Origin of the sequence: Litorimonas taeanensis, assembly GCF_003634015.1 — a bacterium.
Lineage (GTDB): Bacteria > Pseudomonadota > Alphaproteobacteria > Caulobacterales > Maricaulaceae > Litorimonas > Litorimonas taeanensis.
Map to the genome: position 1 here is coordinate 1,532,172 of NZ_RBII01000001.1, position 18,792 is coordinate 1,550,963.

At 48.3% G+C, this 18,792-nt stretch carries 18 protein-coding genes; 10 read left to right on the plus strand and 8 right to left on the minus strand.

The annotated features are described in order from the left end of the window. Nucleotides 1-46 precede the first annotated feature (46 nt). Nucleotides 47-235 (minus strand): Flp family type IVb pilin, encoded by a 189-nt coding sequence (locus DES40_RS06990; RefSeq protein ID WP_121099964.1) that lies wholly within the window; start codon nt 233-235, stop codon nt 47-49. Between the two features lie 362 nt (nt 236-597). Between DES40_RS06990 and DES40_RS06995 the strand changes: the two genes are divergently transcribed. From DES40_RS06995 to DES40_RS07005, 3 genes are all read left to right on the plus strand, one after another. Then, the gene (locus tag DES40_RS06995) at nt 598-1,143 is read left to right on the plus strand and encodes a pilus assembly protein N-terminal domain-containing protein (protein ID WP_170144914.1); all 546 of its coding nucleotides are present in this window, start codon (nt 598-600) and stop codon (nt 1,141-1,143) included. Between the two features lie 167 nt (nt 1,144-1,310). Continuing rightward, nucleotides 1,311-1,892, plus strand: coding sequence for a TadE/TadG family type IV pilus assembly protein (locus DES40_RS07000; protein WP_121099967.1), 582 nt, complete (start codon nt 1,311-1,313; stop codon nt 1,890-1,892). A gap of 42 nt (nt 1,893-1,934) precedes the next feature. Continuing rightward, entirely contained in the window at nt 1,935-2,588 is a 654-nt protein-coding gene (locus DES40_RS07005; RefSeq protein WP_121099969.1) for a TadE/TadG family type IV pilus assembly protein, read from the plus strand. 13 nt (nt 2,589-2,601) lie between these two features. Here the strand turns inward: DES40_RS07005 and DES40_RS07010 are convergent, their stop codons facing one another. Then, nucleotides 2,602-3,402, minus strand: a complete 801-nt coding sequence (locus DES40_RS07010) for a tyrosine-protein phosphatase (RefSeq protein WP_121099971.1) — start codon at nt 3,400-3,402, stop codon at nt 2,602-2,604. 107 nt (nt 3,403-3,509) lie between these two features. Continuing rightward, a complete protein-coding gene (locus tag DES40_RS07015; protein WP_121099973.1) occupies nt 3,510-4,556 on the minus strand; it encodes a ribonucleotide-diphosphate reductase subunit beta in 1,047 nt (348 codons plus the stop codon). A gap of 325 nt (nt 4,557-4,881) precedes the next feature. Here DES40_RS07015 and DES40_RS07020 point away from each other — a divergent pair, with 325 nt between their 5' ends. After that, a complete protein-coding gene (locus DES40_RS07020) occupies nt 4,882-6,519 on the plus strand; it encodes an ABC1 kinase family protein (RefSeq protein WP_233345481.1) in 1,638 nt (545 codons plus the stop codon). An 83-nt stretch (nt 6,520-6,602) separates the two neighbouring features. Here the strand turns inward: DES40_RS07020 and DES40_RS07025 are convergent, their stop codons facing one another. The 3 genes from DES40_RS07025 to DES40_RS07035 form a co-directional block, all read right to left on the minus strand. Next, on the minus strand, nt 6,603-7,013 hold the full coding sequence (locus DES40_RS07025) for a hypothetical protein (RefSeq protein ID WP_121099975.1): 411 nt from the start codon (nt 7,011-7,013) through the stop codon (nt 6,603-6,605). Between the two features lie 84 nt (nt 7,014-7,097). Continuing rightward, nucleotides 7,098-8,351: a hypothetical protein gene (locus DES40_RS07030; RefSeq protein ID WP_147405870.1), complete on the minus strand. Its 1,254-nt coding sequence runs from the start codon at nt 8,349-8,351 to the stop codon at nt 7,098-7,100. Nucleotides 8,352-8,367: 16 nt separating this feature from the next. Continuing rightward, nucleotides 8,368-9,753 carry a vanadium-dependent haloperoxidase gene (locus DES40_RS07035; protein ID WP_121099979.1) on the minus strand — a complete coding sequence of 462 codons (1,386 nt, stop codon included), beginning with the start codon at nt 9,751-9,753 and terminating at the stop codon, nt 8,368-8,370. Between the two features lie 214 nt (nt 9,754-9,967). Here DES40_RS07035 and coaBC point away from each other — a divergent pair, with 214 nt between their 5' ends. From coaBC to dut, 3 genes are all read left to right on the plus strand, one after another. Further along, complete coding sequence (gene coaBC, locus DES40_RS07040; RefSeq protein ID WP_121099981.1) at nt 9,968-11,188, plus strand: bifunctional phosphopantothenoylcysteine decarboxylase/phosphopantothenate--cysteine ligase CoaBC; 1,221 nt, start codon at nt 9,968-9,970, stop codon at nt 11,186-11,188. Nucleotides 11,189-11,202: 14 nt separating this feature from the next. Continuing rightward, nucleotides 11,203-12,060 (plus strand): hypothetical protein, encoded by an 858-nt coding sequence (locus DES40_RS07045; protein ID WP_121099983.1) that lies wholly within the window; start codon nt 11,203-11,205, stop codon nt 12,058-12,060. Nucleotides 12,061-12,129: 69 nt separating this feature from the next. Continuing rightward, a complete protein-coding gene (dut, locus tag DES40_RS07050; RefSeq protein ID WP_121099985.1) occupies nt 12,130-12,582 on the plus strand; it encodes a dUTP diphosphatase in 453 nt (150 codons plus the stop codon). Here dut and DES40_RS07055 read toward each other — a convergent pair. Continuing rightward, on the minus strand, nt 12,579-12,995 hold the full coding sequence (locus tag DES40_RS07055; RefSeq protein WP_121099987.1) for a VanZ family protein: 417 nt from the start codon (nt 12,993-12,995) through the stop codon (nt 12,579-12,581). The genes dut and DES40_RS07055 overlap by 4 nt on opposite strands. Nucleotides 12,996-13,176: 181 nt before the next feature. Here DES40_RS07055 and DES40_RS07060 point away from each other — a divergent pair, with 181 nt between their 5' ends. From DES40_RS07060 to DES40_RS07070, 3 genes are all read left to right on the plus strand, one after another. Continuing rightward, a complete protein-coding gene (locus tag DES40_RS07060; protein ID WP_233345483.1) occupies nt 13,177-13,473 on the plus strand; it encodes a 4a-hydroxytetrahydrobiopterin dehydratase in 297 nt (98 codons plus the stop codon). Between the two features lie 117 nt (nt 13,474-13,590). Beyond that, complete coding sequence (locus tag DES40_RS07065) at nt 13,591-15,537, plus strand: DUF885 domain-containing protein (protein WP_233345485.1); 1,947 nt, start codon at nt 13,591-13,593, stop codon at nt 15,535-15,537. Nucleotides 15,538-15,678: 141 nt separating this feature from the next. Beyond that, nucleotides 15,679-16,014 (plus strand): DUF2853 family protein, encoded by a 336-nt coding sequence (locus DES40_RS07070; protein WP_121099991.1) that lies wholly within the window; start codon nt 15,679-15,681, stop codon nt 16,012-16,014. A 99-nt stretch (nt 16,015-16,113) separates the two neighbouring features. On the opposite strand, the gene gyrB is transcribed toward DES40_RS07070, so the two are convergent. Beyond that, on the minus strand, nt 16,114-18,561 hold the full coding sequence (gene gyrB / locus DES40_RS07075; protein ID WP_121099993.1) for a DNA topoisomerase (ATP-hydrolyzing) subunit B: 2,448 nt from the start codon (nt 18,559-18,561) through the stop codon (nt 16,114-16,116). Between the last annotated feature and the right edge of the window lie 231 nt (nt 18,562-18,792).

Sequence of the window (18,792 nt, forward strand, 5' to 3'; positions counted from 1 at the left end):
CACCATCCCAATATTTAGGATGATGCCTATCCTGTCCAAGGTAGGATTAGCTACCTGTGTTTTCTGAAGCAGCGCCAACTGTTGAAGCGGCTGTAGAGAATTTGGATGCAATGTTTGTACCCAAAGTTGTCGCGCCGCCGATAAGGGCAACTGAGATTAGAGCGGCAATCAAACCATATTCAATAGCTGTTGCACCTGATTCGTCATTAATAAAACGAGTAACTAGATTTTGCATAACTTACTCCCACGTATGCTATAGATTAGAGAGGGAAATCCCAATAACAGGGTAATCCCTGATGAAGCTATCTATACAGAGCCAGTCTTACCTCCGCGTTTAGGGATGTGGTAAAGTTTTGATTAATTTGCTTTTTTGTCAGATTATTTCACGCGAAAATTCGCGTTGTCATTATATAGGTTATTATAGTTCAGAGTTTTTTTGCGTATTTTCCGTCTTAATAAACCCACGAATCTTTCTTAATAAACCCACGAATTTTTTCGGGACTTATGAAAAAACGAAGAGAACATATCTGGAAAATTAATTTGTAAACGCTTCATTCACCACATTCCGTTAAAGCCTAACCGATGTCGGAGACCCTTATGCGTAAATTTTCTTCTTTTTTGATTGCTTTTGCGGCGTCTAGCCTAGCCGCTACAGCGGCATTTGCCGGCCCTGCTATGACAGGACAAAATTATTCCATTGAACTGAATAAAACTCAGATTGTTCGCTTACCCATGGCGGCCAGCGCCGTTGTTATCGGCAACCCTGCCATTGCGGATGTTTCTGTTCATGCTGCGGACACGCTTTTTGTCGTCGGCCGCGGCTTTGGTGAAACCAATCTGATAGTCTTGGCACCTGACGGCTCGACTATGATGAATGCCGACATTCGGGTTTCACAAAATAATACAGGTAATGGAGTTCACGTTTTCAATCGCTCCGCGCGGCAATCCTATAATTGTTCGCCGCAATGCCAGCCTTCACCGATTTTGGGCGACGATCCGGCCTTTATCAATAGCAATGTAGCCAATTCGCCTTCTATTCAATCATCTGAAGCTTTTGCCGCTACAAGCTCACAAAATTTTGCGGGCGGGCTATCCTCGCAACCCAATTCCGCCTCTAGTCCTCAAAGACAATTCACGAATTAATATCGTATAAAAATAAGGGCTTAACGCCTATGGACAGGCCATCATATCCTGTTTCTTTTTACGCGCTTAACATATTGTTAGGCGCGTTTTTTTTACGGTCCTTAATCATTTCCTGATAGGCTTCACACTATAATTATTTCAGGCAAGCAGAAAGGTTGGGGTCAGTTATGTCTTTTATAACCAAAACAACTTTCAATAGACTTTATCGACGCGCCAGACGTATTCGCTCCAGCGATGACGGATCTGCGGCCATTGAATTTGCTATTCTCGCTATCCCCTTCCTCATGTTGATTTTTGGCATTGTGGAACTTGCCATTATTCTCTTTATCAACTCATCAATGAGCTATGCTGTAAGTGAAGCTGGGCGGCAAATTCGTGTGGGTAATTTTCAGGCTTGCGGTGGTAATTCTGCCGAAAAATTCAAAGAATTAGTCTGTGAGAACATGTCTAGCCTCGGTAATTGCAAAGGTAATGTTCGAGTGGACGTTTTAACAGGGTCTAATTTCGCGCGTATTATATTGCCTGAAGCCCCGGATATTGATGCAGATGAAGATGCGCCAAATGGATCTGTAGACAATACATTAGGCGGGAACCCTGTCGTCGCGCGGGCCACTTACTACTATAAATTGGCCATGCCAGCGGCATTAACGCGCTTGGAAACACGGGAAGGCAGCGGCATTCGCATGCTATATTCCTCAACAGCTTTCCGAAATGAACCTTTTTCGACCCCCGGCGATTGCCCCATTTAGCCGCGTTTTATTCAAAAGCCTCGCTTTTAAAGGATTACAGAAATGCTTCTGAAAGATAAAACTCTTGCTCCTCCCCTTCGCGCACTTAGCGGTGTAAAATCGCACTTAAAAGCGAAAACGATTGGCCTTAAAAAGTCAGAAGACGGATTAGCCGCAATTGAATTCGCCTTATTGGCCCCTCTTCTCATAACAATGTATTTTGGCCTTGCTGAAGTGGCCACCGCCGTTGCGGTCAACCGTGCTGTCTCTCATGCGACCAATATTGCCGGAGATTTAACGACACAATCAACAGATATTGATGCGGCTGAATTAGAGGATGTTTTAACGGCCACATTACGCGTCATGGCCGTTCCAGAGGCGAGTAAAGTTACCATTCAAATTGACAGTTGGACGCGCGATACCGATGGCAATGACACATTAGTGGGATCGGCCACCATGAATCCTGGAGCGGCCTCGCTCCCTAGTTTCAATATTGCAAAAGTTGATTCAAGCTTGCTCAATGAGAATAGCGGCATTGTTGTGGCGCGAATTGGTTATAAATACGCGCCTTTTAAAGCGATGTTCTTTGAGAATGATATTAATATGAAAGAGACTTTCATGTTAAAGCCCAGACGTTCCTCAAAAGTCACCTTTGGGAGTTCAGAAGGTAAAACATATAGCTGCACTTCGTCTGGCAATACGGCGAAATGCAATTAAGGCATGTCTGCCTCTAGGATGAAGTCCGGTAATGTTTTCGGATTTTGTCTATATCCTCAGGCGTAATCCCCAAAACAGAAGTCGCATAGGTGGTATAATCTCCCATGCCGGTAGTCCCGGCTTCTAGGTATTCTGTGTTTACACCAAACATGGGACGCAAGGCTTCGGGATCAATTTCGCGGCCATATCGCTTTGTAAACATTTTTGCCGCAGGCTCTAAAAACGAGTCGATATCCACGGCCTTATTGGTCAGCAAATAATCGTCTCCGATGTCCGCCCCGCCTACGCCCAGCAGGCCTTGGATTAATGACACAAGTGTTCCCGTACGGTCTTTCCCAGCGGCGCAATGCACCAATATGGGTTCTCCTGTTTCTGCCATATGTAGGAGGGTCTCTTTGAATATGGTTTTGAAACCCACATCTTGGGCGCGAGCCGAATAAGACCGCATCATATAATCATGCGCGTCTTGTGCCGTATTAAGGCGTGTCTCCATAAAAGCTTCATGCGGAGCGACCTGCTTGCCTTTGGCTGAGATGGGATCAGGATAAGTCAGCACCCGCGCTTCGTCCTCGACAGGATAGCGGGACGGTTGACGTTCGCGTTCAGGTTTATGACGCAAATCGACGACTAAACCAATTTTCAACGCAGCAATGGCCGCCAGCTCTTCATCGGATAGAGTGTTCAAATGCGCGGAGCGGAAGAGTTTACCCGTCGCGACTTCGGCGCCGTCATTTGTCTTATACCCTCCAAAATCTCTGAAGTTTAAAATCGACGTGAAGGGCTTAAGACGATCTGAAAGCGGCAATAATGACATAGGGGTGGAGTATCATGTCATAACGGTCTGTCAAAACAAAAGGCTCACCCTAAAGTCATAGAATGAGCCTGATTATAAATGCGGTTAATTTTTGTATTTATGGGCGCTTATCCGATGGTATCTTCAAGCGTCTTCTTGGTTCTCATTTTTTCAAATTTATCCCAAACACCATCATCACCATGCCAGATACCTTCTGTTGCACCTTTGGAATATTCCGTAGCGCGCGCTTCAAAGAAGTTAGCATGTTCAACACCATTGGTAATTTCCGTCAACCAAGGCAGTGGATGCTCTTTAATGCCATAAATTTTTGGCAGTCCTAATTGGCCCAAACGCCAATCCGCAATATAGCGAATATATTGTTTAATATCTTCTGCCGTCATGCCTTCAACGGGGCCAAGCTCAAAGGCGAGTTCAATGAATTTGTCCTCAAGCTTCACCACTGTTTTACAGCAATCAATAATGTCATCAGCCACAGCTGGAGTGAGCGCGCCCGTCTCTCTGGCGAATGTGTGGAAGAGCTTAATCATGCCTTCGCAATGCAGGCTTTCATCCCGAATAGACCACGTAACAATCTGGCCCATCCCCTTCATTTTATTCATACGAGGAAAGTTCATCAACATGGCGAAAGACGCAAATAATTGCAGCCCTTCGGTAAAGCCGCCAAAGACAGCCATAGAGGTCAGGATATCGCGTTCTGAATCCACGCCGAACTGCCCAAGATAATCATGTTTGGCAGACATTTCCTCATATTCCATAAAGGCCGAAAATTCGGAATCGGGCATACCAATTGTTTCAAGCAAGAGCGCATAAGCCGCAATATGAATAGTCTCCATATTAGAAAAAGACGCGAGCATCATGCGCACCTCAACAGGCTTAAACAAGGGCATGTAATTTTCCATGTAATTCGCCCCAACCTCGACATCGGACTGGGTGAAGAAACGGAAAATTTGAGTCAGCAGATTTCGTTCATTCTCTGTAATATTGGTGGCCCAATCTTTACAGTCTTCGCCGAGCGGCACTTCTTCGGGCATCCAATGAACTTGTTGTTGTTTCTGCCAAAAGTCATAGGCCCAAGGGTAACGAAACGGTTTATAGCTTAGACTCGGGAGTAAAAGCCCAGACTTTGAATCTGCTAAAAAATCAACTTTACCCATGTCTTCTATCCCTTAAATCGTCTGACTATTTTGTGGGAGTATCAAGCCCGCAACCCGAATCTCTTTCCATAAAAGCCATATCATGTGCCCGGCACATTCTCTACCACTATATCTAGATTATAAGTGTAAAACCTTAGTCTGAGAGACAAGAGAAGCAATCCGAAAACCCAGCTCTATACGTAAAGCCAGAATAAGCGCCTGTTAAAGCACAGATTTTTTTCATCTGCTCAATTCGGGTGCGCCGCCCCCTATGCGCTCCCAAGAACTTGCCGCCGCAAAGCCTCCATACGGGGACTAAAGGGTCAATGTATAGGGGGCGGCGAATATGATGCGGCGTTTTCTCCAAAACGGTCTGAAACCAGAAGAAAAGATATACCTCGGAAACACACTCACCTATAAGCGCCTTATGTTGAAAATGATTGCGACATTTTTCCGCCTCTTACGGACAGCTTGGGTGCTTATTCGCCATGACTCGCTTGTGCCTGTTGAATATGCGCCGCTCGTGCCCCTGCCCTTGCGCATAATTGGATTTATTTCGCGGATATTTTCTATCGGCAATCGTAAAGGAAATGCGGGCGAACGCTTTGCAAATGCGCTCGAAGACCTTGGCCCGGCCTATATTAAATTTGGGCAGATCCTTTCAACGCGCGGCGATATGTTTGACGCCGAATTTGCAGAAGGCCTCTCTCGCCTTAAGGATAAAGTACCGCCCTTCTCTATGGATAAAGCCGAAAAAACGCTGGCCGTAGAATGGGGCGCGCCTTGGAGCAAGCATCTTAAATCCTTGAGCCAACCCGTCGCGGCGGCCTCTGTCGCACAAGTGCATAAGGGCGAACTTCATAATGGCGAAATCGTCGCCGTCAAAGTGCTTCGTCCCAATATCGTTCAGCGCATGACCAAAGACATGGACGCCATCGCCCTCGTCGCCAGTCTTGCTCATACCGCCATACCGAAACTCCGCCGTCTACGCCCCAAAGCCTTCGTAGCAGAAGCGCGCCGTGCAGTTATGCTCGAACTCGATCTACGCCTCGAAGCGGCGGGACAATCCGAACTGGCCGAAATCGCCGAAGAAACGGGTTTGTTTCGTGTCCCCAAAATTCATTGGGATTTAATTGGGAAGAATATTCTTGTCAGCGAATGGATAGACGGCATCGCCCTTTCCTCACCAGACATTCTGGCGCAACCCGAAACCATTAAACAAAATCTCGCGCGGCAAGTTATTCAGAGCTTTCTGGCCTCGACCTTTGAATATGGTGTGTTTCACGCCGACATGCATGAAGGCAATTTGATTGTAGATAATGACGGAAAACTTGTCTTGATTGACTTCGGAATTTTAGGTCGTCTTGGCGATGCGGAAATCCGCTTTGAAATTGATACGCTTTACGGATTTTTACAGCGCGATTACTATAAAATCGCCAAGGTGCATTTCGACATTGGTTATGTCCCCCCTCACCATAAAATAGAAGATTTCGCGAGCGCGCTTCGCGCTGTCGGAGAACCTATATTTGGCAAAAAAGCCGAAGATGTTTCTATGGCCAAAGTGCTTATGCAGCTTTTGGAAATTACGGAACTCTTTGATATGGAAATGCAGCCGCAATTAATTCTTTTACAAAAGACAATGATGCAAGCCGAAGGCGTCGCGCGGCGTCTCGACCCAAGTTTTGATATGTGGGAAGCCTCGCGCCCAATTGTCGAAAAAGCCGTCCGCCGAGAGCTTGGCCCAGAACGCTATATTAATGATTTCCTTGATGGCCTTGATCGTACCCGTAAGACCCTACAAACATTACCCGATGCCACGGATAACATCGCCAAACTTGCTAAGGCATGGGCTGAGGGAGAGATTGACCTCAGCGGCGTCCAACAACCCGAAAAACCAAAATCAAGCATTCTCCGCCCTGTCGCCTATCTCGGCGCAGGCGCTGTTATTGCGCTCGGTAGTGCGTGGGCGGCAGGGGCATTTTAAACGCCTCGCCACTGCAAAATAATACAAAAAAATATGAGGCGGGTTAAGCCACCTCATATTCATCAATTAGTCTTAGGCGTTCACTAGCGAATAACGAGCGTAATAGGGCTTGATTGTTTTACAGGCGCCCGTTTGACAACCGGTTTAACTTTATACTGCCCGACACCATTTACGATGACTTGGCGCGGCCCTGTATAGGGCTGAGTATAATGTGTGCGAACAGCACCGCGATTGAGAACAAATGACCACGCCGAAGCCGGGCAAGTCACAGTGCGGCTATCACGTCGGTCTTCACGGGCGTCTCTACGAGACGTTGTAACCCGAGCATCGCGCCTATCTTCGACAAGGTCAGGGCAAGCCGCGGGGTTTAATTGCCAGCTACCGTGCTGATTAGCCGTCGATGTGATGACAGTTTTTGTAGGGCCATTATAAGCCTGCGCTGACATTGGGGCAAAGAGTACAGCGCCGATGACGAATAAAGATTTGTAAAACATTTTGGGTGTCTCCTGTGTTGCTTTCAAATAAACAAACGCAGAGAATCCCGTTTTCCTTCTTCTTCTGTCTAAATTGTAAGGTTTCTAAAACCCGTAACTTAGTCCAGCAATGACGCGCGTATCTTTGGTGTTTAAATAATCCACACCATTAATATTCACCTGTGCATCCTGATAATCAAGGGCCAGCGTAGAGGATAAGCCTCTGGCAATATCACGACGAAGACCCAGCACAGCCGCAATTTCCTCTTGCCCTTCAATCTGGCCATAACGCCCTTCGGCAGAGAGACTCCACGGCCCGCTTTTTGTTGAAATCCCTGTAGACGTATACCAACGGTCAGCATCTTCTATGCGTTCATAGCCCACGCCGAGGTCAAAGCGCGTACTGCCATATACCAAGTCACCCACGGCGTTGACGCCCTGCGTCTCTAATTTTGTAAATCCATCAGCCGCGGTAAATTCACCTTTATTATGGCGCGCGGTAAAGCGGTAATCACGATGACCAAGCGGGCGCTGATAAGAGAGGCCGATATCGTAATTTGATTTCCCATCGACCAGTGCGCTGACTTGTGTGGGGCCATATCGACCTTGATAGCCGCCGCTCCACTCATCAACTTCACCTAAAGGGCCATCCCCTGCTAATCGAACGGGAGTTACGCCGCGTCGACGGCGTGTATTTTCAAAAACTAGTTCAGAGACATTCCCGCCAAATACAGTCCCCCATGAACCGCCCGCATAAGCCGCGACATTGTCATCATAATCCCAATCAGAACCAAAATCACGTTCATAAGTACCGCCATACACCGCCCCTACGGTAATACGGTTTGGCAATTGTGTTTGCGCGCTCACTTGATAATTGCCTGCAAATCCAGATTGCGCATCTCCCTTGTCTTCAAGGCTATAGGCAATCGGCGCATCTATACGCCCTCTTAGCTCAAAGGTGACATCACCCGCTTCAAAAGCGAGCGGTGATTCAAGCGCATTTAAGCTCTCATAATTGACATTAATGCCTCTCTGCGACCTTACGGTTTGGGGGCGTGCATAAGCATAAGGAGAGCCGCCATATGGCGCGTTCGCAGCATAGGCATATTGCCCCTGAGGATAATATCCTTGTCCGGCGGGATATCCCCCTTGCGCGCTATAAAGCCCAGGCTGCGCCCCATATTGCGCCCCATATGACGCATAAGGCTGACCGCTATAGGTATGATAACCCACAGCTGAATAACCCGAAGCCCCATATGCCGCCCCATATGGGGTCTCAGGGAAAAATCCTGTTGGGTTTTGCGGGCTTTGACACGCCGTCAGGCTGAGCATTGCGACAGATATGCTAATATATTTCATAGGCAAACGGGACATCTTAACAACACCTCGGAAATTGCGTCGCAAAGGCCTGTTGCGCAATCGCATTGCCTGCCTTCATGGCTTGGACATGATCCGCCATCCAATGCACGCCGCCATAAATACGGCTCATGCCATTTTCTTCTGCTATTTGGGTTAGTGTACGCCAATGCCGCGTTACGCCCCTTAATTGCGGCCATAAAACTTCGTCGGGCGAAATACCTGACAACGGGATATTATCGGTTCCTGCGATCAACGCCGTCATTGTTGCCCCTGCGGCGCCAAAGGTCGAATGTCCCGACGTATAGGATGGGAAGTTCGGCGTTGGTATGTAACTCGTCCAAGATGGATCGGCACTGACACGGGGGTCAGGATTGTTAAATTGCGGCGCACGCACGCGAATAGCGCTTTCTGGGCGGATAATGTCATGCGCATATTTGCTATCCCATGCCGAAATAGACGCATCACATTGTGTCATACCCAAAAGTGCAAAAGCCCGCGATAAATCCGTCAGATTCATGGGTATGTGCTGTAAAACTTGCACAGCAATGTACAGGAAATGCCCCGGCGGGGTCAGGCCCCACGGCCCATCTTCCCAAAACATGGCAATTTCGCTTTCATCGCGTGTGCGTTCACGGCTCTTTCCTGCACCTATGCGGCGCAGAAGGTCATATTCTTGCGCAAATTCTGGGCTTGAAGGGTGATAAAAATCAGAGGCGCGGAACTGTGAGTTGGTCATCATAGTCCACGGCTTAATCTGGCCTTGTCCAGGGTAGAGAGCTCTATCGAATGTATCAAAAGCTGGTCCGGGCTTAGCGCTATAAAACGGCCCCGTCGGTTTCCACGCGAGCGAGTCTTTGCGTTGGTGATAACGGCCAAGATAATAATCAACTTCGCTGGCTTCGGACCCATCATTGGTTCGCATTTTCACGACTTGCAGCCCGACCTTACGGCCCCATTCTATCCCGCGTTGCTTGGCCTCTCCGCCCGGGAAACGGTCAAAAAAGGCTTTACGCTCAAACAGAAACGGCGTTTGGAAAACCTCTGATGCCGCCGTTGTAAAAGCCGCCGCAAAGGCGACATCGGCATTTGCGCCCAATGGCCCATAACCGATACCATAGGGTTCTTGATAGACACGGGTCAGACCGTTCACCGCTAAAAAGCCCGCGACCAAAGGCATAGCAAAATTATAGGCCGCGCGCGGCGGCGCCACACGTTGGTCACGGGTTTGCTGCATAATAACATCAAGCCAATGAAAGACCGTATTATTGTTTTGAGGGGCCAGAACTTGGGTCAAGTAAGAGCTTTTACTTCCCATAGGGGCCACACAGCCCGCCAGAGGCAACATGGCTGCTGCCGCTATGCCCGCGGATCCCTTCATCCACTCACGTCGTGAAATTCCCATAGCCCTCAATCGTCTTTCCCTTAAGTCTCTCAAAGATGAAGGAACATGGCTAATAAGTCGTTAAAACCCTCACAAGAATAAGCCCTTAAACCTATGAAGGCTTTCCCACAGCGCCGCCGTGAGATCCGACCGCGCTCAAGTCATTGTGATGCTCAGAACAGATACACCGCTATTATTGCTTTGCCTCTACCGACCAAGGCTCTAAAACCCCCTTATGACAAAACGGGTTCTCCTTATTATTGGCGGCGGTATTGCGGCCTATAAATCTCTTTTCCTGATACGGGTTCTGGCCAAGCGGGGGATTCAAAGCCGCGTTATCCTCACCCGCGGGGGCCGTGAATTTGTGACGCCCCTTTCTGCAGGGGGATTGTCGGGTGATAAAGTTTATACAGATCTTTGGGACCTTACCGACGAAGCCGAAATGGGTCACATTGAATTGTCCCGTTCTGCAGATTTAGTTGTTGTAGCCCCTGCGACGGCGAATATGCTCGCCAAAGCGGCGCAAGGCTTGGCCAGCGATCTTGCCACAACAACTCTCTTGGCGACAGATAAGCGCGTCTTATTCGCCCCCGCTATGAATGTGCGGATGTGGGAACATCCCGCGACACAACGCAATATCCAAACCCTTAGAAAAGATGGTTGTCTTTTTGTCGGGCCAGATAGCGGCGCTATGGCCTGTGGTGAATTTGGTGATGGCCGTATGGCCGAACCGGAAATGATTGCAGAGGCCATTGAAACAGCTCTGAAAGGCGTCACCCATATTGACGGTATAAAACCTGATATGCCTCTGGCGGGTAAGCGCGTTTTGGTGACAGCAGGCCCCACACGCGAACCCCTCGACCCTGTGCGTTATCTCTCTAATCATTCTTCTGGCAAACAAGGTTTCGCCATTGCAAAGTCTATGGCCGAATTAGGCGCCGATGTGACTTTGGTGGCTGGCCCAGTAAACCTCCCCTCGCCTTTGGGCGTGACCCGAATTGATGTCGAAACAGCCGATGAAATGCTGCAAGCGACAGAAGCCGCCTTGCCATCTGATGTGTTTATTAGCGTCGCGGCTGTGGCCGATTGGCGCCCCGCTGCGAGGGCTGATAAAAAAGTCAAAAAAGCGAAATTGCAAGGCGGACTTCCGCCGTTAGAGCTCGTAGAAAATCCAGATATTTTAAAAACATTGTGTCAAAAAACCTCTGACCGCCCAACGCTTATCATTGGCTTTGCGGCTGAAACCAATGACGTCATTGAACACGCCAAAGCCAAACGACTGCGTAAAGGATGTGACTGGATCGTTGCAAATGATGTATCAGGTGATGTGATGGGCGGCGATCATAACCGTATGATAATCGTCACGGAGACTGGCGAAACGGAATGGCCGCGCCTGACAAAACAAGAATCCGCCGATAAATTGGCACAGAGCATCGCTGATTATTTTAAGGCGTAACAGAGGACACATAGATGAATTTACGACATCTCGCCCTAGCCGTAGCGCCCCTTGCATTCTGGCTTTCCTCCCCGGTTTTTGCAGATAATATTGCAAATTGCGAAGCCGTTTTGCTTGAAACTATCAAAGATGAAAAGGGTAATGGCGGCGCCAAAGTCGCGAGCTATCGCCCTGCCACCGAATTTATGGCGTCGGTTTACTCCGAAGACGAAGAGACGCTCTATGAAATTGATGGACTTAAGATTCAGGCCATAATGTGTAAGAGACTTGATGTCTTACCGACCTCTGCTGATTTTAAAATTCTGGCGTCGGGCATTCCCTTTTTTATATCGCAAAGCTTTGAAACGTCTGATTCTGATTTGCTGTCTATCTTCTTCAAAGACGGCGCTTTCCGTCACAGCTATAAAGGGCCCGGCCTTAGCGAAGAAACAGAAGCGCTTTTGGCAAAGCGTATGACCGAATTTAATGCCAAAGAGCATGACTTGGCAGAAAAAGAAACCGCCCTCAAAGCCTCTAAATCTACCAAAGAAAAAGAAGAAGACACCGAACAAAAAGATACAAATAAGACAGACCCAAAAACAAAGACATCAGAAGACAGCGATACTGACGCAGAGGTTAAGACAGAGGTTACAACAGATGACCCCGCTCTTGAGCCAGATAACGACCATTCGACAGAGGTGACGCCCAAAGAGAGCGCAGATAAAGAGGGCACAGATAAAGAGAACCCAGATAAAGCGAACAGTGATAAAGACGCTCTATCGCCTGAAGTGGTTTCCTCAGAGGTAGTTTCTTCTGAGGCAGTTTCTTCTGAGGCCGTTTCATCCACGGAAGAGACGCCCGCCCCCCTAGAAGAGACGCCCGAGTCAGAATAATGCTCTGCTTAGAGGGCATGAATGACCCTCGCGAAAGTCTGGTCAATCCGTTTCTGAAAGCAATGTGATATGGTGCGTGTTTTATTTAAAACCTTGGAACATTTCGAAGGTCTGCAATTACCGGCCTATGAAACAGCCCTTGCGGCGGGTGCGGATTTACGTGCAGCCTTACCTACAGAGGCACCGATGAGTTTGGCCCCGGGGGAACGCGCACTTGTTCCCACAGGTTTTTGCATGGCGCTTCCTGCGGGATATGAAGCGCAAATTCGGCCGCGCTCAGGTTTGGCCTATAAACACGGCCTCACCTGTTTAAACACACCCGGCACAATCGACGCTGATTATCGCGGGGAGGTCAAAGTTCTTCTCATTAATCATGGGCAAGAGAGCTTCACCATTATGCGCGGAGAACGTATTGCCCAAATGGTGATTGCCCCCATTACGCAGCCTGAATTTGAACAGGTTGATGATTTAGATGATACCGCCAGAGGTGCAGGCGGATTTGGATCAACGGGCGTTAACTAAGCCGATATTTCACTGACAGAAGTCGAAGCCTTGTCGGGGCGGGCTTGAAATAATAACCAGATTGAAAACGCCAAAAAGGCGCCAGCGCTATTCGCGACCGCGTCCCAAAACGATATTGAGCGCCCTATATTCATAGTGCCTTGTAAAAACTCAATAATGACACCCATTAATATTACGGCAAAAACCGTGATAAGCGCACGTTTTGAAAAACGGGCCAGTAATGCCAAACCGCAGACGGTAAAATATGCCCCGAAATGCAAAACCTTATCCATATTATTAAAACTATTGGGCAGGTTGATTTGCGCTAATGATTTCCAAACAACCAGCCCCATTGTGAGCAAGCATAGTATTCTCGCTGTCCAAATTGTGAATTTGGACTCTTGCACAGCCGTCATAAAACCATTTTTCATCATGCGCCCCCCTTAAAGAGGGATTGTGAATAAATCACGTCAAAATTCTGTAATTCTTGTGTTGGCCTTTACCCGCCCATATTCACGAGTCATAGGGTGTGATAGTGGGATGTGATAGGGTACAAAATAAAACAAACCGAATCTGATAAAGATACAAACCCCCAAGACCGCCTATTTGGCGAAAATGACCTTAACAAATGAGATTACTATGGAAACCTTAAACCCAAAAGACGTTGCCCAAGACCTTGATGGATGGACGGGCGGAGACGACTTCATCACCAAAGTTTTCCGATTTGATGATTTTGCTCAAGCCTTTGGCTGGATGACACAGATAGCCATTATCGCCGATAAAATGGATCATCACCCCGAATGGTTTAATGTCTATAACCGCGTCGATGTCACCCTTACCACCCATGATGCCGGCGGTGTGACAGAGAAAGATGTGACATTGGCAAAAGCCATGGAAAAGGCGGCTACATAAGTCATTTGGTAAATCTAGGCGAAAAGGCTTCCCTTGTATTTCTTTTATAAGGGCGTAGGGATGCCATACGTTAATTACTCCTTATCCGCAGTCTCAATCGCATTTAGGATGAACATTATGAATTTTATTTTCCGACTTCCTAGAAATATATCAATAAATCTACGCTCCACGACCGCGCTTATGGCCGTCCTTATCGGCAGCACGGCAGGGCCCGCACTGGCGCAAGTTACAGAAGCCGACCAAGGCGTGTTCACTATCGCCCCGGGATTTTGTACCAATGGCCGCATCGTTATCATGGATGGGCAATCAGAATGCGTCATTGATGACAGTCTTGAATCTTTGATAGAGGATTTTCAAAACGCAGATTTAGCGTCTAATCCAATTGCCGCAGGCGAGAGAGGCGATAAGAAAGCTTTACGTCTTTTACCTGATGTCAGCTTAGAAGCGAGTAACGCCCAGAACGCCAAAACCGAAGATTTTCTATCTCGCCATGCTTTGCTCTCTGCACGTCCTTTTTCCGAGGAAGAGCGGTTAAATTATGACCTTCTGGGTTTTGTTCTGCGTCAACGGCAACGTCTTGTCCCTTTTGACGAAGCCCGCATTCCGTTTACGAATGATAGTGGTTTCTTCAATGAGATGGCCTATATTGCGCGCCAAACTCGATTTAACAAAGTCGCAGATTACGAAGCCTATGCTGCGCGATTGACACAGCTTCCCCGTTATTTCGAGCAACATCGGACGAATATGGAACGCGGCGTAGAGACAGGCATGACGGCCGCCGCAGAAATCATGCCAGGCATTTTAGACATTGTTAAAACCCTCTCTGAAGGGCCTGCCGAAACGCACAGCCTATACGCCCCATTTAAGACTTTGCCCGAGAACTTTTCGGCCGCAGATAAAAAACGATTAAAAGCTCTGGGCGAAGCGGCCATTAACAGCGCCGTCTTGCCGGCCTATCGTGACCTCGCAAGGTTTTTAGAAAAAGATTACATCCCAAAAGCCAGAAAAGTTCCTGGCATTGGCGTAAATGATGAAAGCCGTAACTATTATCGCGCGCTTGTTCGCTATTTCACCACGCTCGATTTAACCCCGGATGAGATCCACGAAATTGGCCTCAGCGAAGTCACTCGTATTCGTGCTGAAATGGATGACATTATCAAAGAGGTAGGATTTAAAGGGAGCTTTGCAGAGTTCGTACAAGACCTACGGACTAACCCCAAATTTTACGCGAAAACTGAGCGTGAATTGCTCATGACCGCTTCTTATTTGGCCAAGAAAATTGATGGCAAAATGCCAGAATATTTTAAAACGCTGCCCCGTCTTTCTTATGGCGTCATTCCTGTCCCGAAAGAGATTGCGGCAAATTACACGACAGGCCGTTATTTTGGCGGTAATCCCGAACAGGGACGCGCCGGTAATTATGTCGTCAATACTTACGACCTTAAGTCCCGCCCGCTCTATAACCTCCCTGCTTTGACAGCCCATGAAGGTGTTCCGGGCCATCACCAGCAAATCGCAATTGCGCAAGAATTAGAAAATGTTCCGCCTTTTCGTCAGTCTCTCTATCCCAATGCTTTTGGCGAAGGATGGGGCCTCTATTCAGAAAAGCTCGCAGGCGAGATGGGGATTTATGAAACCCCTTATGAACGCTTTGGACAGCTTACCTATGAAATGTGGAGAGCCTGCCGCCTTGTTGTCGATACAGGCATGCATTGGAAAGGGTGGAGCCGTGATAAAGCCGAAGCATGTTTCCTCGAAAATTCCGCTCTAGCCGCTCATAATATCAAAACCGAAGTTGACCGTTACATCTCTTGGCCGGGTCAAGCTTTGGCCTATAAAATAGGCGAGTTAAAAATCCTAGAGCTTCGCAAGAAATCCGAAGAGAGTTTGGGCGAGGATTTTGACATTCGACGTTTTCACGATGCTGTCCTAGAAGATGGCGGCGTACCGCTTGATATGCTTGAGAAAAAAATAGAGCGCTGGATTGGTCAGGAAATTCAAAGAATAAGCGATGAAGCAACCAATTCGAATATGCGGGCGACAACCACAAGCGGCAATCGATAGGGCCCCATATCAGGAGGCCCGACTGCCGCTCTGTATGGCGCGCTTTAATACGCGTCGCCGTCACCCAATTCAGACTTCGTTCATGCAAAATAATGGAAAGATAACGGACTGAATACAAGACACCTCAAATTGGAGACTATTATGAGCAAACGTGATGAGCTAATCGAAAAATATGCTGAGCAAATGAAAGATAAATTGGGCCTTACCCCTGATATGGATCTTCTTCGCAAAGTCACAATCGGCTGTGGGCCATCAATCTATAATCGCGATTCTTCAACTGTTGCGGCGTCTGATAAGAGCGAAGTCGAAACCGTCAAAAAGAACTTCTTAATGAAAAAGCTAGGCTTGGCTGATAGCGCTGATTTAGACCTTGGATTAACAACCGTCCTTGAAAGCTATACAGAGCGCACGAAATATCGCGCTGTTGTATATTATCTTCTGACAAAGCATTTCGGCAAAGAAAGCGTTTACAACTAAATTCTTAGCTTTGGCGATATATGTCGAACAAAAACACAAAAGAGCGGCCTAGGCCGCTCTTTTTATATTGGGACGTATTATTTATTATTTATCGCTTGGCTAACTATCGACCTCAGCGTCGAGCGCATTTGCGATGATAAAGTCACGGCGAGGCTCGACAACATCGCCCATCAACTTGGTAAATAAATCATCCGTCGCATCCGCAGCTTCAATTTTCACCTGCAAAAGTGACCGCGCATTTGAGTCCAAAGTTGTTTCCCAAAGCTGGTCTGGGTTCATCTCGCCAAGACCCTTATAGCGCTGAATTTTAAAGCCCTTGCGGCCGCCTTCAAAAATAACATCCAAGAGCCCCGCAGGCCCAGATACATAGATCGGATCATCTTCGCCGCGCCTAAAGGTCGCCATGCCTGAATAGGTTTCGGCAAGGTCTGGCGCCATTTTATGCAAGCGCCGCGCATCAGAGCTATCACGGAAGCCCGGACGTAATGTGATACGGTCTGTGACGCCGCGCACATCGCGTTCAAACACAAGCGCGCCATCATCATCATAACGCCCTGCCCATCCTTCTTCGCCTTCATCCGCCGTTAAATCGAGGCGCTTCGCGGCATGCTCTAATAATTCTGGGTGCTCTTCTACATCCAAAATCCCCGAGATAGCCAGCTGGGCAATCGCACTATGCGGCGCACGGTGTTTCATCCGATTTAAAAGGCTTTGAGACTGCAAGGCTTGATGCGCGATACGTTTCAAATCTTCGCCAGAAACGACTTCGCCGCTATCAAGCGTTAATGTGGCATCCCGCGCACCGGCCTCAATCAAATAATTATTTAATTCATCTTGGTCTTTGAGATATTGCGTGCTCTTCCCGCGCTCAACCTTATAGAGCGGTGGCTGCGCGATATAGAGATAACCCCGTTCAATCAGCTCTGGCATTTGGCGATAGAAGAATGTCAGCAAGAGCGTCCGAATATGGGCCCCATCGACATCCGCATCGGTCATGATGACGACTTTATGATAACGAATTTTATCGATATCAAAATCTTCACGGCCAATCCCTGTACCCAACGCCGTAATCATCGTGCCAATTTCTTGGCTTCCGAGCATACGGTCAAAGCGGGCCCGTTCGACATTTAAAATCTTACCCTTAAGCGGCAAGATAGCTTGGTTTTGACGGTCTCGCGCCTGTTTGGCTGATCCCCCCGCAGAATCCCCCTCCACGAGGAAGATTTCAGCTTTGGACGCATCGCGTTCTTGGCAATCTGCGAGCTTGCCCGGCAGAGACGCAATATCAAGCGCAGATTTGCGCCGTGTTAAATCACGGGCCTTACGGGCGGCTTCGCGCGCCGCAGCGGCTTCAGCAATTTTTTGAATAATCGTCTTGGCTTCATTGGGGTGTTCTTCGAACCACTCCCCTAGCGCTTCATTCATGGCGCTCTCGACAACAGGGCGAACCTCAGAAGAGACAAGCTTATCTTTGGTCTGCGAACTGAATTTCGGATCAGGCACTTTGACAGACAAAACACAGGTCAGGCCTTCGCGCGCATCATCGCCCGAAATCGACACTTTTTCTTTTTTCGCCGAGCCAGAATTGGCCGCATATTTATTAATCGTACGGGTCAAGGCGCCGCGGAAACCCGCCAAATGCGTACCGCCATCGCGCTGCGGGATATTATTCGTAAAACAGCGCACATTTTCATGATAGCCGTCATTCCACCACATAGAGGCTTCAACCGTAATGCCGTCATCGCTTTCGCGAATAACCGTAATAGGCTTCTCCAGCAGGCCTTGTTTATTGGCATCCAAATGGCGCACAAAGGCTTCAATACCGCCTTCGTAATACAGCTCTGTGACGATATCGTCTTCGGGGCGCTCATCCGTAAGGATAATCATCACGCCAGAATTCAAAAAAGCGAGTTCACGCAGACGGCGCTCTAACGTATTGCGGTCAAACTCTACCATGGTGAAGGTTTCTTCTGAGGGCAGGAAGCGCACGCGCGTCCCCGTTAAAACCTTTTCCGTCCCATCGCGGCGTTTATCAATAGGCGCATCCCCCACGACCTTCAGCGGGGCCACCGCCTCGCCATGGGTGAACTCCATAAAATGCTCTTTACCATCACGCCAAATCGTCAATTGGAGCGAGACAGATAGCGCGTTCACTACCGAGACGCCCACACCGTGAAGGCCGCCTGAAACCTTATAGGAATTGCTGTCAAATTTACCGCCAGCATGAAGCTGGGTCATGATAACTTCGGCGGCAGAGACGCCTTCTTCTTCGTGAATGGCCACAGGAATACCGCGCCCATTATCGCGAACCGAGACAGAACCGTCTGTGTGCAAAATCACTTCGACGCGGTCCGCATGGCCGGCAAGGCTCTCATCAATTGAGTTATCAACGACCTCATACACCATGTGATGCAGGCCAGACCCATCATCCGTGTCCCCGATATACATGCCGGGGCGTTTGCGAACGGCATCTAAGCCCTTGAGAACCTTAATAGAATCAGCGCCATATTCGGCATTACCACCCAGATTTTCAGCAGGTTCAGACATAAATCTCCCTCACCCGCCATGAAGTCTACGAATCGGCGGGGATAAAGGATGTTTTATAGGGGATTTATGGCGGGAATGGTAGGGTTGAGTGGTGTTTTTAAAATTAGTCGCCCAATCGCATAAGGTACTCATGCCCTCGGCGCCATCTCACTATTTAGTGATTCAATATAGGCGGGATTATCAAAATTAATTCTGGTGTTTTCGAAAAAATAACAACACTCTCCTTAAAAC